16 protein-coding genes are annotated in these 14,448 nt (G+C 52.7%); 5 read left to right on the forward strand and 11 right to left on the reverse strand.

Translation table 11 applies throughout. The annotated features are described in order from the left end of the window. Positions 1-46: 46 nt before the first annotated feature. Complete coding sequence (gene yccS / locus DBY90_RS11540; protein ID WP_070493684.1) at positions 47-2,194, forward strand: YccS family putative transporter; 2,148 nt, start codon at positions 47-49, stop codon at positions 2,192-2,194. A gap of 189 nt (positions 2,195-2,383) precedes the next feature. Here yccS and DBY90_RS11550 read toward each other — a convergent pair whose 3' ends face one another. From DBY90_RS11550 to DBY90_RS11590, 9 genes are all read right to left on the reverse strand, one after another. Then, a complete protein-coding gene (locus DBY90_RS11550) occupies positions 2,384-2,926 on the reverse strand; it encodes a suppressor of fused domain protein (protein ID WP_070493683.1) in 543 nt (180 codons plus the stop codon). Positions 2,927-2,967: 41 nt separating this feature from the next. After that, on the reverse strand, positions 2,968-3,510 hold the full coding sequence (locus tag DBY90_RS11555) for a suppressor of fused domain protein (RefSeq protein WP_070493680.1): 543 nt from the start codon (positions 3,508-3,510) through the stop codon (positions 2,968-2,970). A gap of 162 nt (positions 3,511-3,672) precedes the next feature. After that, positions 3,673-3,942: a hypothetical protein gene (locus DBY90_RS11560; protein WP_070493677.1), complete on the reverse strand. Its 270-nt coding sequence runs from the start codon at positions 3,940-3,942 to the stop codon at positions 3,673-3,675. 6 nt (positions 3,943-3,948) lie between these two features. Further along, positions 3,949-4,617, reverse strand: a complete 669-nt coding sequence (locus DBY90_RS11565) for an HINT domain-containing protein (protein WP_083286781.1) — start codon at positions 4,615-4,617, stop codon at positions 3,949-3,951. Positions 4,618-4,765: 148 nt separating this feature from the next. Continuing rightward, the gene (locus tag DBY90_RS11570) at positions 4,766-4,996 is read right to left on the reverse strand and encodes a MafI family immunity protein (RefSeq protein ID WP_002220318.1); all 231 of its coding nucleotides are present in this window, start codon (positions 4,994-4,996) and stop codon (positions 4,766-4,768) included. Between the two features lie 14 nt (positions 4,997-5,010). Further along, entirely contained in the window at positions 5,011-6,513 is a 1,503-nt protein-coding gene (gene mafB / locus DBY90_RS11575) for a polymorphic toxin MafB class 1 (RefSeq protein ID WP_070493669.1), read from the reverse strand. Between the two features lie 3 nt (positions 6,514-6,516). Continuing rightward, positions 6,517-7,440, reverse strand: coding sequence for an adhesin (locus DBY90_RS11580; RefSeq protein WP_107987278.1), 924 nt, complete (start codon positions 7,438-7,440; stop codon positions 6,517-6,519). A gap of 197 nt (positions 7,441-7,637) precedes the next feature. Next, complete coding sequence (locus tag DBY90_RS11585) at positions 7,638-7,886, reverse strand: methionine-binding protein (RefSeq protein WP_070682008.1); 249 nt, start codon at positions 7,884-7,886, stop codon at positions 7,638-7,640. A 358-nt stretch (positions 7,887-8,244) separates the two neighbouring features. Further along, the gene (locus DBY90_RS11590) at positions 8,245-9,246 is read right to left on the reverse strand and encodes a thiamine ABC transporter substrate-binding protein (RefSeq protein ID WP_019271570.1); all 1,002 of its coding nucleotides are present in this window, start codon (positions 9,244-9,246) and stop codon (positions 8,245-8,247) included. A gap of 62 nt (positions 9,247-9,308) precedes the next feature. Here DBY90_RS11590 and DBY90_RS11595 point away from each other — a divergent pair, with 62 nt between their 5' ends. The 4 genes from DBY90_RS11595 (at position 9,309) to glmU (ending at position 12,106) form a co-directional block, all read left to right on the forward strand. Next, a complete protein-coding gene (locus tag DBY90_RS11595; protein WP_070491184.1) occupies positions 9,309-9,965 on the forward strand; it encodes a pyrimidine 5'-nucleotidase in 657 nt (218 codons plus the stop codon). A 62-nt stretch (positions 9,966-10,027) separates the two neighbouring features. After that, entirely contained in the window at positions 10,028-10,318 is a 291-nt protein-coding gene (locus DBY90_RS11600) for a hypothetical protein (protein WP_003755616.1), read from the forward strand. A gap of 107 nt (positions 10,319-10,425) precedes the next feature. Continuing rightward, positions 10,426-10,617 (forward strand): hypothetical protein, encoded by a 192-nt coding sequence (locus tag DBY90_RS11605; RefSeq protein WP_070491185.1) that lies wholly within the window; start codon positions 10,426-10,428, stop codon positions 10,615-10,617. Positions 10,618-10,732: 115 nt separating this feature from the next. Beyond that, positions 10,733-12,106, forward strand: coding sequence for a bifunctional UDP-N-acetylglucosamine diphosphorylase/glucosamine-1-phosphate N-acetyltransferase GlmU (gene glmU / locus DBY90_RS11610; protein WP_070491187.1), 1,374 nt, complete (start codon positions 10,733-10,735; stop codon positions 12,104-12,106). A 495-nt stretch (positions 12,107-12,601) separates the two neighbouring features. Here the strand turns inward: glmU and DBY90_RS11625 are convergent, their stop codons facing one another. Together DBY90_RS11625 and DBY90_RS11635 are read right to left on the reverse strand one after the other, a co-directional pair. Further along, positions 12,602-13,645: an NAD(P)H-dependent flavin oxidoreductase gene (locus tag DBY90_RS11625; protein WP_070491190.1), complete on the reverse strand. Its 1,044-nt coding sequence runs from the start codon at positions 13,643-13,645 to the stop codon at positions 12,602-12,604. A gap of 297 nt (positions 13,646-13,942) precedes the next feature. Further along, positions 13,943-14,448, reverse strand: a 506-nt coding sequence (locus tag DBY90_RS11635) for a YadA family autotransporter adhesin (RefSeq protein ID WP_199904720.1), incomplete at its 5' end; no start/stop codon positions are given.

Below are 14,448 nucleotides of genomic sequence, written 5' to 3' on the forward strand. Positions count from 1 at the left end.
ATCCATAATAATCAAACCATTCCAATTTAACGCTGCGCCCAATACGATGAAACTCCCGCCGCTCAAACCCCTCATCATCACCTCGCTGCCCGTCTTTGCCAGCGTCTTTATCGCCGCGACCCTTGTCTGGCGGTTTGGCACGCCCAAGCTCGCCATGCCGTTCGTACTCGGCATCATCGCGGGCGGTCTCGTCGATTTGGACAACCGCCTGACAGGTCGTCTGAAAAACATCATCATCACCGTCGCCCTGTTTACCATTTCATCGCTCGTCGCCCAAAGCACGCTCGGCACAGGTCTGCCTTTCATCCTCGCCATGACCCTGATGACCTTCGGCTTTACCATTTTGGGCGCGGTCGGGCTGAAATACCGCACTTTCGCGTTCGGCGCACTTGCCGTCGCCACCTACACCACGCTCACCTACACCCCCGAAAACTTCTGGCTGACCAATCCCGTTATGATTCTGCTCGGGACCGTGTTATACAGCACCTGCACACTTGTTTTCCAAATCATCCTCCCACACCGCCCCGTCCAAGAAAGCGTCGCCAACGCCTACGAAGCGCTCGGCGGGTATTTTGACGCCAAAGCCGACTTTTTCGATCCCGACGAAGCCGCTTGGCTCGGCAACCGTCAAATCGACCTCGCCATGAGCAACACCGGCGTCATCACCGCCTTCAACCAATGCCGCGCCGCCCTGTTTTACCGCCTGCGCGGCAAACACCGCCACCCGCGCACCGCCAAAATGCTGCGCTACTACTTCACCGCCCAAGACATACACGAACGCGTCAGCTCCGCCCATGCCGACTACACCGAGCTGACCGACACCCTCAAAAATACCGACCTCATCTTCCGCATCCGCCGCCTGCTCGAAATGCAGGGACAGGCATGCCGCAACGTTGCCGCCGCCCTGAGGAACGGCAAAGACTACACATACAGCAAACGCCTCGGACGCGCGATGGAAGGCTGCCGCCAATCCCTCTCGCACTACACCGACGACCACCCCGAAAGCCGCAACATCCACCACATCCGCCGCCTGCTCGACAACCTCGGCAGCGTCGACCACCAACTGCGCCAACTCCAACACAGCGACTCCCCCGCCGAAAACGACAACAGCAGCGACACCCGCATTGCCGCCCTCGAAAACAGCAGCCTGAAAAACGTCTGGCAGACCGTCCGCAGCCAGCTCAACTTCGAGTCAGGCGTGTTCCGTCATGCCACGCGCCTCTCCATCCTCGTTGCTGTCTCCTGTATCATCGTCGAAATCCTCCATCTCAACCTCGGCTACTGGATACTCCTGACCGCAGTCTTCGTCTGCCAACCCAACTACACCGCCACCAAAAGCCGCGTGTACCAACGCATCGCCGGCACCATACTCGGCGTGATCGTCGGCTCGCTCGTACCTTATTTCACCCCCTCCGTCGAAACCAAACTCTGGATCGTCATCGCCAGCACCACCCTGTTTTTCATGACCCGAAGCTACAAATACAGCTTCTCCACCTTCTTCATCACCATCCAAGCCCTCACCAGCTTCTCCCTCGCCGGGCTGGACGTCTATGCCGCCATGCCCGTCCGCATCATCGACACCATCGTCGGCTCCGTCCTCGCGTGGGCAGCCGTCACCTACCTCTGGCCGGACTGGCGTTACCTCACCCTCGAAAAAACCGCCGCCCAAGCCGTCGGCGGCAACGGCGCCTACCTCAGAAAAATCCTCGACCAGCTCCAATACGGCATCGCCGACGACATCGAATACCGCACCGTCCGCCGCCGCGCCCACGAGCGCACCGCCACCCTCAGCAGCACCCTTTCCGACATGAGCAGCGAACCCAAAAAATACGGTAACAACCTGCAAAGCGGCTTCAACCTTCTCAAAACCAGCTACGCCCTGACCGGCTACATCTCCGCACTCGGCGCATACCGCAGCGAAATGGACGGCGCATACAGCCCCGACTTCGTCCGCAAGTTCTACCAAAGCGGCTACCGCATCGCCGACCTGCTCGAACGCCTCCCCCAAACCGGCGAACAAGATTTTCAGACGACCCTCTCCCAAATCAGAACCGACTTGGAAGCCCTGCAAACAGAAGCCGGCGACGAACGCCAAAGCCACATCCTGCATCGGCAGCTCACCCTCATCGCCAAACAACTCGACCCCTGCTACCGCAGCCTGCACGACATCGAAGCCATCCCGCAAGCCGCGTGATATTAATCGGCAGGCAAACGAAAGGTCGTCTGAAAACCAGAAACAAGGTTTTTCAGACGACCTTTTGATTGTTGGGTTTTCAATCCACCCTGCTATATAGTGGATTAACTTTAAACCAGTACGGCGTTGCCTCACCTTGCCGTACTATCTGTACTGTCTGCGGCTTCGTCGCCTTGTCCTGATTTAAAGTTAATCCACTATAGTACTTGCACGATTTATATCTAAATAATCAATACCTACCTCATCAAATCTTGTTTCCAATTCTTCTACCGAATGAGTATCTAAAAAAAGCCTCTCTTGATGAGTAATCGGCAATAACCAGAAAAATCGGACATTATCCATATATTCCAACTCTTGCCCATAAGGATAAGGCAGAGAAATCAGAAAATGCTGGAAGGATGATTGCTCAACCCACGGTCTGCCGATATTGACAGTTTTCCCTAATTGAAATTGATCAGGATAATGCATACTTGCAGATGCCAGCATTGCCAAGGTCTCAATATGTTCAGGTGTTTCAAACGGGCTGATGATAAAAAACTCCTGCCCTAAAAATGGACCTATCCCAGAGCTGACATAAACCCAAGGCTCATCTTCATGATTAGGAATCACTTGGAAAACTTGGAAATCGGGAAGTTCTTCGACAATCCTTCCTAAAGTCCAAGTAAATCTTTTAATATCATGATGTTTCCAAAATCTTTGCAAGTGAGATAAAACAGTTTGGTTGTAGTCCATGCTTTTTAGCCTGTTTTCAAAGGTCGTCTGAAGAACGGTATTTACCAAACAAACGGTTTCCTATTCATATCCGAAAGGTTGTCAACTTCATTATCCAGCAAGAACTGCTCAAAAGCATTCCAACCCTTTTTTTCCACCAATCCTGCTTCCTGTTTATACAACGGGACAAGCAAAGGGAAAACGATATTGTAGTGTCCGCCATAACAAACCTGAAAATCATCATCGAAATAAAATGGGGCGGAAACATACAGTGCGTCCATTTTTGTTGAATCAACAATGCTTCTAGGCAAATAAATAACCTGTCCTCGAAGAAGAATTTTTTTGTTCTCAATGATGGTTTCTGCCAACCATCTTAAAAATGGGAAAATCTGATTTTCATCATATTTTAAAGAACATACAAAAAGTATTTCAAATCTATTTTTATAATTCAGATCATGTTTGCTTAATCCTAAAGTAATATAAGTTTTTAAATCGCTGTTAGGGGAAGAGGGAATAGCTGCGATATTTAATTTGTACTGACTTCCAGAATCACTTTTCGATCCATGAGAAATAGTGCCTATATATTTTTCAACATGATTAATCATATTTTTCTTAATCTACTATCATTGTCTTGATCTGAGCAAGCATAGGTTGGATTGAGTCCCAATATCCCGTTTTCACTGATAGAAAGGTCGTCTGAAAAACCAAACACGGTTTCAGACGACCTTTTGATTGTTGAGTTTTTCAACCTATCTTACGTTTGATACCTAAGATCTTTGTATCCATTCTTCTTTTCTAATTCCAAATTCAAATTCAGCCTGTTTAAATGCCGAATCTAATGTGTCATGATAAGTATCCGTTTGTTCCCGACCGGTCTCATCCAAATAAAATAAATAAAATCCTTGGTCATCTTCATATTGAACAATACTTAAAGCAACAGGCTTGGGAAGTACCCCCATTGGAGTGCGATGAATCGTTCTAATAGGAAAATCTTTATTTTTATCTAAGATAACTTTGAATAATTCTTTTACACTCATAATTTTTTAATCCTGAATAATTGTTACTACACTATTTTCTATTACACGTCCATTGGGTTTGTCATATGATTCAAAATGACCATGATGCGTAGATGAATTTGTTTCATGATGACCATATCGTACCTGTCGCATTCCATCTTGTGATACATATCGACCATTTGGATATGACTTATAGTTTTTCCCTAGCCATTTCTCAGCTGCATTTAAAAAATTAGATTCAGATACAGTTCCTGCATGGTATTCGGGAGCTCTTTTGGGAGGACAAGAATTATGAACCCAAACTCCTCCCGTTTCCGCCTTATCACCCTTGACGAAGTAAGTATGCCAGTCGGCAACGGTCAGATTGTAGGCTTGCAGCGGTTCTGGTTTGACGGTAACGCTTTGAACGGTCGGCTCCGCACCGTTTTCGGCAAACAGCCTGCTTCCCGCTTTCAAATCTTCCGCTTTAATCCATTTGCCGCCCGAATAAAACGGATGGATGCGATTGGAAACGAGGGTTTGTATTTTACCGAGGCCGTCTGAAACTTCAATGTAAACGGTTTCTTGATACGGATTGCCGTATCGGGCGGTAACGGGTTTGTATCCCGTTACCCCGCTTGCCTCGTCCTTGGCGAAGACGCGGTCGCCGATCCGGATATGGGCGATGGCTTTGTAGCCATCTGCCGTTTTAACCAAGGTGCTGCCGTGGAAGGAGCAGGTGTAGGATTTTTGAAGAACTCAGTTCTCAATATCCTATTTCAAATGAAGGAAAGGTCGTCTGAAAATTAAACACGGTTTCAGACGACCTTTTGATTGTTGGGTTTTTAAACCGACCTAATATTTATTAATCTGATGTACTTTCAATTCCAAATTCCTTATTAATAAAAGAGATTTCTTGGGATTCTTTTTCCGTAAGCTGGATATTGAAATCTTCAATATAATCACATAGCGTTTCAAAAGCTAGCAAACGTTCTGAAAAAGTAATGTACTCTAGTGCGGCATCAATTAGATTAGCGTCAATTCTATCTTCAAGAGATTTTCCTAAATTCTTTATTCGTTCGTCTAATGTTTTCATCTTTCAAATACTCATTATTTTACAGGGTTATATTTGGGATTAGAGGTTCTATCGGGGAATGCAGTTACCACTTTTCCTGTTGCAGGTTCATAAACTGTTCTGATACGAATTCCATCTCTCGTTTCATATGATACCCACCTGGCTGGTCTTCCTTTAGCAGTATATTTGCCGCCTGTTCCAGTCTGTGCATACCATTGCGTTTTTGGGGATGTAACGATATCACTAATTTCATGAGTTATTTTACTGGCTGACCAATGTTGGGGGAATGTTGTCTTACCAGTTTTGCCAGGAAAAAGATGCCCACCTCCTGTTTTATCTCCATACAGTATATGTTGTATAGAATTTCCAGATAAAACATTAATATGATTAGGATTATCTCTTCCATAATTTTTCTCATGTATATTACTGTTTTTCTGGTTCTGTCTGATTCTATTTAACCCCTCTGTTTCTGTAGTAACTTTTCTAGTTGTTCTTGTATTGTATGCAGCAGCAAAATCCCCACTAACCGCAGCCTTCCCCGGTATTGCCGCCTTTGCCAACTTCGCAGCTTTGGCAGCGGCGGCAACGTTGAAGGCGGCTTCGACGGTTTCGGCGGCATTGGGATTTTCCGCCGTCCAATCGCGGACAGTTTTGCCGATTTTTTCTTCCGATTTTGCCAAACTTCTCAAATGGTCGATGGCGGCAATGGCGTTGTCCGGCGACATGGTGCTGATGGCCGCTGCAGTCGCCATATCGATGGCAAAACCCGTCCCTTGAACCGCATCGCCTACGCCGATGGCTTCTCCGGCGCTGAGAAAGGGATTGAGGGCGCCCGCGGCGATACCATTGATAAATTCCATGCTGTTACCCCAGCGGTTGAGCCCGGGGTTGTGTTCGAACATTTTTTTATTGGCTTCTCCGGCACGGTCGGAAAAATTTTTCGGTATGTTGCCGAATCTGTCCGCAAACCGTTGCTGCGTCGAACGGTTGTCGTCGTGAACAACAGTCTGCCTCCTTACCTGGCCTTTGGCAACGTAGGAGTAAATATCCCGGGCGCCGTGAGGTGCGGGGTAGCCGCCTCCCTGCGGGCCGTCGTAACCGTCGGCAGGGTGGTGTTCGTAGCCGTCCCATGACATGCTGGCAAAGGTCATGCCCGTACCGTCGATTACTTTGCCGCCTTTCCAACTGTCGCTTTTGCTGGCACTGTTGTCAAACGGGGAATGGACTTCATGTCCGTGTCCGGAAAAGCGGACGATATATCCGGGATTACTGAAGATGGTTGCGGTTTCCATCTGTAAATTGCCCGACCGCTGTGTGATGGTGGGCGAAATGGTCATCAGTCCGGTACGCTCGGCCACGGTTCCGCGTGCTTTGCCGAAGAGGTGGAATTTTTTGCCGGGGTCGAAATTCTCCCGTCGGAGCAAATCCTGCACTACAGGGTCGTTCCTTAAGTCCGCCGCGAGGGCGGGCTGCCCGAAGGCAGCCGCCGTTACGGCGCAGGCGGCAAGGAGGTTTGTCAGTCTGCGCAGCGGTTTCACGGTTTATTCTCCTTCACGGCGGCGGATGACTTCGTCGCTGACATCAAGGTTTTGGGCATTGCCTTGTTTGAAGTCGGGACGGTTTTGGGCGGTTGTGTCGCCGTAGGGGGTGATGTCGGAGAAATCGACCATCAGGCCGTCTGAAGCTTTGACGGTTTTGCTGACTTTGTAGGGGCCGGTCCAAAGGGCGTATTTTTCTTTGTATTGGGATTCGTAGGCGGCAGAGGTAGGTTTGATCAGCAGTTTCCGGCTGTTGCGGTCAACGGCGAAATACTCGAGCTTGGTTTGGGCTTTAAGGGTTTCGGCGTTGTAGATGTGCAGTTCGGTACGGCTGCGGATGGTGCCGAATACGTCGACGGTTACGAATACGTCGGTGTCGGCGTATTCGGGCGGTACGACTTCGATGCCGCGCAGGTAGAAGATGGTTTGGACGAGGTTGGTCAGGAAGGAAACGTCGCGGGGGTTGGTAATCAGGGTTTCGTTGCGGTAGTCGCCCATGCCGTTGACGGACAGTCCGGCAGACCGTTCTCCTTTGCGTCCGTTGTTTCTGGTCAGGGCGGCAGCGGGGGCGTTCAAAAGCGATGTGGAAGTGGTAACGCTGGAGAGCGCATCAGCTTTGGTAGTGGCAGTAGTATCGTAGGTGGGATAGGTGTATTGGGTGGCGCTGTCGGGGTTGTTTTGGTAGCCGCCGCGAATCAATGCGTCGATGGAGTAGCGTCCGCCGGTAATGTTGCCCGATCCTTGATCGCCCATGGTGGAAACGTAAAGGGCGACTTTTCGGCCTTTCAGGGCAGACAGATCCATTTCTTTGACGGCGGCACGGGACGAGGCGGCGACGAGTTCTTGTTCGACGGCAAAGCGTTTGCCGCCGCCGTGTGAAGGGATGCCGGTCAGTGTACCGCACAGCCGGTGAGCAGGAGGGTGGATAAGGTAAGTGTAGAGAGAAGAATTTTCATGTTGTTCCTTAGATTTTGCGTATTAAAAAAACGGAGGTTAGTTAACCTTCCTTGATTTAATTTAAATTTAAATAAAAAATGTAAAGAACAACATAAACGGTATATTTGAAGGACAAACGGATAAGGTCGTCTGAAAGCAGAAATTAATTTTCAGACGACCTTTTGATCTTAATAAACCCGACGCGCGGGATACGGGCGCGGGTAAGGCGGGTAGGGATAGCCGTAGCGGTGTACCGGCTCGCTGTCTTGATAAATGACGGTCGTTCCCGGCGGTGCGTTGACGGTAACGGTTTTGTTGATGGTGGTTTGGGAATGGACGGGCAGGTCAAGGACGGCGGTGCGCCCGTATGGGGTTTCGGTGTAGAAACAGCCGCCCAGTGCGGTCAGCGTGAAGGCGTAAAGTAGGAGCTTCTTCATGGGATTCCTTCATTCAAAACGAAACGGTAAGGAGTCGTCTGAAAACACGGTTTTGATAAGTTTGAAACCGTTTTGGCTTTTCAGACGACCCTTTTTATAGCCAACATCCTTAACTTTAAATACGGCATATCATCAAATTCCGTCATTCCCGCGCAGGCGGGAATCCATCGTAAAACTTGAGAAACCTTGATTTCAAAAACAGTTTCCAAATTTCAAAAATGGCTTCCCGCCTTAGCCTGTTCTCTCGCAGGCGGGGGTGGGAATAACGGCAACCAATAAGTTGCGTATCGAAAATAAAGTCATTTGACTATATCCAGCCGACAGGATAAGGCGGCGGCTTTTCAGACGACCTTCCCGCTTACCTTAACACGGTCTTCGTCCAGCGGCTGACCCATTGTTTCTGTTTGGTGTCGATGTCGTTGCGGCTGGGCGAGTCGGTTTGTTTCGGGGCTTGGGCGAACTCGAAGACTTTGGGCAGCGGCGTGTTTTTCACGGCGGGATAGACCCACATTTCGGTCGGCAGGGCTTTTTGCACTTCGCCGCTTTGCAGCCACTGTACGAGTTTCGCCGCCAGCTCGGGTTGTTTCGCGCCTTTCAAGACTGCCGCGCCTTCGACTTGTCGGAACACGCCTCCTTTAAGAAAGAGGTTGCCGGTCGGCGGCACGCTGTATTTGCCTTTGGAGTAGTGGACTTCGGCGGCGGGGCTGGCGGCGTAGCTGACGACGAGCGGGTAGGCGCCGCCGTTTTGGGTGAAGTCGGTGTAATAGGCTTCACTCCAGCCTTTGGCGACTTTCACGCCGTTTTGACGCATCTGCGCCCACCATTTGAACGCGCCCTCTTCGCCCATGCCGCCGATGTTCGCCATCAGGAAGGCAAGTCCGGGCGAGGACGTGGCGGGCGACGGCGTAACCAGCAGGTTTTTATATTCGGGGCGGGTCAAGTCCTGCAAGGTTTTGGGCAGCGGCAGTTTTTTCTGTTCAAACCATTTTTTGTCGTAGTTGAGGGTAACGTAGCCGTAATTGACTGCCGCGATGACGGGCATCCCCGCTGAAACGGGCGCGGATTTGGGCTGCGCCGCCGCCAGTATGCCTGCTTCACGCGCTTTGCCGATGTTGGCGTTGTCCAAACCGTACACCGCGTCGGCAATCGGGTTTGCCTTGCTGAGAATCAGCTTGTTGAGCATTTCGTTGCCGCTGCCCGCTTTGATGACGGAGACTTTGGCATCGTTGGCTTTTTCAAACTGCGCGATGGCGGATTGGGGCAGGCTGAAGGATTTGTGTACGGCAAGGCGCACTTCAGTCTGGGCGGATAAGTTTGCCGAAGCCAGCAAGAGGGCGAGGGCGGATAATTTCAGTTTCATTCTCTAACCTTTGTACGGGTAAAATACGAAACATCATAACAAAATCCGCATCAACACACGACATGAACTTTTCCCCCGTTTGGCTGTTTGACCTCGACAACACGCTGCACAACGCCGATACCGGCATTTTCTACATCATCAACCGCGCCATGACCGACTACATGGCGCAACGCCTCAAGCTTTCTGAAGAAGCGGCATCCGACCTGCGGCAGGACTATTGGCACCGATACGGCGCAACGCTTGCCGGCCTGCAAATCCACCATCCCGAAATCGACATCCGCGAGTTTCTGCGCGAAAGCCATCCCATCGCGCAAATCTTGGCAAAATTGGAGGGCATGGAGGGAACCGAAAGCGTTTTAGGTCGTCTGAAAGGACGCAAAGCCGTTTTTTCCAACGGTCCTTCGTTTTACGTCCGCGCCATCATCGGGGCATTGGGTTTGGAAAACCGTTTTGACGCACTCTTCGGCACGGACGACTTCGGGCTGCGCTACAAGCCCGACCCGCAAGCCTACCTGACCGTCTGCCGCCTGCTCGACGCTGCGCCCGAACAGTGCATCATGATCGACGACAGCGCGGACAACCTGCACCAAGCCAAAGAGCTGGGCATGAAAACCGTATGGTTCGGCAGCAAAGCCCATCCCCTGCCCTTTACCGACGCCGTTGCAAAAGATATGCAGGCGCTCGCCGAATGTGCCGAAAAACTGTCGGCACTCGTCTGAAACCTTTACAATATCGGGTTTGAACAACGGCACCAAGCCGCCCGACCACAAGGACAACCATCATGCGATACACCGCCCTCATCCTCGCCGCCGCAGCCGCCCTGACCGGCTGTACCTGGGAAACCTACCAAAACGAATCCGGCCACACCTCCCTGCGCCCCAAATACGAAAAAGGCACGCGCATCTATTACGAAGACGGCACCTACTCCCGCGATATGCGTTACAACCAATACCGCCCCGAACGCCGCACCCTCAAACCGCTGCACGGCGACCAAGAAAACGTACGCGGCACGACATGGAACAAACCCCAAGGTGCCGGACACGCCGCGCCCGAAACGCAAACTGAGGAATAATCCGCCCGCAGAGGTCGTCTGAAACCGTTTTTTCCGTTTCAGACGACCTCAAACATAACCGCCATCGCATTCGTCCCCTATCTGCCGTCCTTCTCAAGGAGAAAACCATGCGTTCCCTCGCCCTGATTTTCGTTACCGCCGCCATCCTAAGCGGCTGCACCTCAGACCGCTACGACTTCGACAGCCGTCCCGCCGACACATCCGCGCGTACGCCCCTGAAACCGACCACACTCGACCGCTTGGAACACGGCAGCCATGCTGACTCTTACCGGTTCGCCCCCAAACCCGACAAACCATAACCTCCAAACGTCCGCACGCCAAACCCAAATAAAAAGGTCGTCTGAATCCCCAAAACCCCGTTCAGACGACCCCTAAATACCCCCTTCATCAACATTGCATTCGAGAAAGCCCATCATGTCCGCCACACCCCTCAACATCGTCATCCTCGCCGCCGGCAAAGGCACGCGCATGTATTCCAAAATGCCCAAAGTGCTGCACCGAATCGGCGGCAAGCCCATGGTCGAGCGCGTTATCGACACCGCCGCCGCGCTTAATCCGCAAAACATCTGCGTCGTCATCGGACACGGCAAAGACCAAGTTTTAGAGACCGTCAAACGCGACGTCGTCTGGGTCGAACAAACCGAACAACTCGGCACCGGCCACGCCGTCAAAACCGCCCTGCCCCACCTTGCCGCCGAAGGCCGCACGCTGGTGCTGTACGGCGACGTTCCCCTGATTGACACCGCCACCCTCGAAACCCTGCTCGAAGCCGCAGGCAGCGAAGTCGGACTGTTGACCGACGTTCCCGCCGACCCGACAGGCTTGGGCCGCATCATCCGCGACAGCCAAGGCAGCGTAACCGCCATCGTCGAAGAAAAAGACGCCGACGCCGCCCAAAAAGCCGTCCGCGAAATCAACACAGGCATCCTCGTCCTGCCCAACGCCAAACTCGAAAACTGGCTGAACAGCCTCTCCAGCAACAACGCCCAAGGCGAATACTACCTGACCGACCTCATCGCCAAAGCCGTTGCCGACGGCATCAAAGTTCATCCCGTCCAAGTGCGCGCCTCCCACCTCGCCGCCGGCGTGAACAACAAACTCCAGCTCGCCGAACTCGAACGCATCTTCCAAACCGAACAGGCGCAAGAGTTGCTCAAAGCAGGCGTCACCCTGCGCGACCCCGCCCGCTTCGACTTAAGAGGTCGTCTGAAACACGGACAAGACGTCGTGATTGACGTCAACGTCGTCCTCGAAGGCGACATCGAAATCGGCGACAACGTCGAAATCGGCGCAAACTGCGTCATCAAAAACGCCAAAATCGGCGCAAACAGCAAAATCGCCCCCTTCTCCCACCTCGAAGACTGCGAAGTCGGACAAAACAACCAAATCGGCCCCTACGCCCGCCTGCGTCCACAAGCCCGCCTTTCAGACGACGTACACGTCGGCAACTTCGTCGAAATCAAAAACGCCTCCATCGGCAAAGGCACCAAAGCCAACCACCTCACCTACATCGGCGACGCCGAAGTCGGCAGCAAAACCAACTTCGGCGCAGGTACGATTATTGCCAACTACGACGGCGTGAACAAATACAAAACCGTCATCGGTGACGAAGTCCGCATCGGCTCCAACTGCGTCCTAGTCGCGCCCGTCACCCTCGGCAACAAAGTGACGACAGGCGCAGGCAGCGCGATTACCAAAAACGTCGAAGACAACAAACTCGCCCTCGCCCGCGCCCGCCAAACCGTCATCGAAGGCTGGGTACGTCCGGAAAAAGGTGATAAGAAATAGAGCAGTAAACCGCCCTGCGCAGATGCACGGACAAAAATGAAAGGTCGTCTGAAAACAAGTTTTACGTTTTCAGACGACCTTTTATTCAATCAATACAGGCTTGAGATAACTCAAGTAGCGTGGGCTTTGCCCACGAATCTATCATCCAATAATCAAAATCAGACAACAGCCGAATGGACATACATTTCAGCATTTATTTCGCGGGCAAAGCCCACGCTACCCGTTGCAGCAACAGCAACCTGTCCCTTCCCCCGTCTGGCGGGGGAAGATTAGGATGGGGGTGGCTCCTGAGGTTTAGGTAAAATCAAATTCGTGCAAATCCGCAGAACCACCCTCTCCCCAGCCCTCTCCCGTCAGACGGGAGAGGGGGCAGGTTGCAAGTTAAAACAAGGTCGTCTGAAAACTTTGAGATTTGAGTTTGGGAGAAACAAACTCGCTCCCCCGTTTTCAGACGACCTTGTTTGCCATGTTCGCCCTGACCGTGTTCAGCCCGTCCTAACGCTCGATGCCGCCACACAGCCGCTCGACGATTTCCGCCGCGCTGCCGGGGCGACACAATCCTGCGTTTTGTCCTGCCCAAAATGGGGAAAAATCATAGCAGCCTTGTTTTTCGGCAGCGGCTTTCAATGCGCCGACGGCTGCGCCTGCCAAGGGAAACGGGAGTGCCGCGTCATTCATCGGACCGGCTTCGCGTATGAAACGGTTGTAAAGTCCGCGTGCCGCGCCGCCGCTGAACAAGTTGGTCACTACGGTATCTTCGGGACGGGCGGTTTGGATGGCGGCACGGTGGGCGGGTTTGGTCAGGGCTTCGTCTGCGAGCAGGAAGGCGGTTCCGACCTGCACGGCGGACGCGCCCAATCCCAACGCGGCGCGGACGGCGGCGGCATCGGAAACGCCGCCTGCGGCTATGACGGGCAGGCGCACGGCGTTACGGACGGCGGGCAACAGGGCGAACAAGCCGCTTTGGCTGTCGGGATGGCGGTTTAAAAACCAACCCCGATGACCGCCCGCCTCCCACGCTTGGGCAATCACGACATCCGCGCCGTTTTGCTCCAGCCAAACGGCTTCTTCGACCGTCGTCGCGCTGCTCCACACTTCCGCGCCCGTCGCTTTAACGCGCTGCAAGTATTCGGGCGCGGGCAAGCCGAAGTGGAAGCTGACTACGGGTGGTCGGTAACGCTCCACGCATTCGAGCGCGTCGGCATCAAACGGCTGCCGTCCGCCGCCGTCGGGAATATCGTTTTCCGTCAGTCCGTAAGCCTCGAAATACGGACGCAACACGGCAAACCATGCGTCCTGTTGCGCGCGGTCTGCAGACGGCGTGCGGTGGGCAAAAAAATTGAGGTTGTACGGACGGCAGTCGCCTTCCTGCTTTATCCGTGCCAACGCTTTGTCCAAGCCCGCCGCGTCGTACATCGCGCCCGCCAACGAACCCAAAGCGCCGGTTTTACCGACAGCCAAAGGCAGCTCGGTATCATGTGCAAACGCCATCGGCGCTTGAATCAGCGGATAGCGCAGCGAGGATAAAATGCGGCTCATGTCTGTTTCTCCTTGTAAACTGTTTCGTCAGCCGGCTTGAAATTTCTTCAATTTGATACACAGACTGACCATGTGGAACAAGCTGAATTTTGCCACAGAAAAGGAACGGATATGGCTGCAAGGTCGTCTGAAAACAAACCTTAACGTTTTGTGTTAAGCGAGTGTTTGCGAAACCGAATATGTTTGGAAAGCAAACTCCGTTCCATTTCATCCGATATAGAAAAAGGTCGTCTGAAAACCCTGTTTCGGGTTTTCAGACGACCTTTGCTTTGCCTTCAAACAAGCTTTAGATCAGGGTTACCATTGGTAGCCGACACCTGCGGTCGCGCCGTAGTGGCCGCGAGAGTTGCCGGTAGCTGTACCTTTGATGACCCAGTTGCCGCCGTCGGAGATGCTGGAGAAGCCGACTGCGTAGCCGCTTTCACCGCGGTAAACGCCGCCTGCAACCGCCATCATGCTCTTACCCGGCAGGTAGGCTTGCGGCAGACCTGCCACCGCCATGGCTGCTGCGGTACCGGCTTTAGAGTCGCTTTCAACATTGTCGATACGTTGGTTGATCTGGTCACCCATGTTCACCACGTAATTGCCGATGTTGGTCACGCTTTGGTTAATCGCCTGATTGGTGTAATACAACTGGCTGCCGTTGATCGCATCGGTCGAATCCGCCGATACCACGCCTGCCGCCACACCTTGTACCTGACGGGTCTCGTCCGTGCCGTTGCCGACGGTAACGACGCCGGCGACTTTGTTCGCGGCGGCAGCCGAACCTGCTTTGCCTGCCACGGCTTTGTCGTTCAGGCCGC

The organism is Neisseria mucosa (assembly GCF_003044445.1).
GTDB lineage: Bacteria > Pseudomonadota > Gammaproteobacteria > Burkholderiales > Neisseriaceae > Neisseria > Neisseria mucosa_A.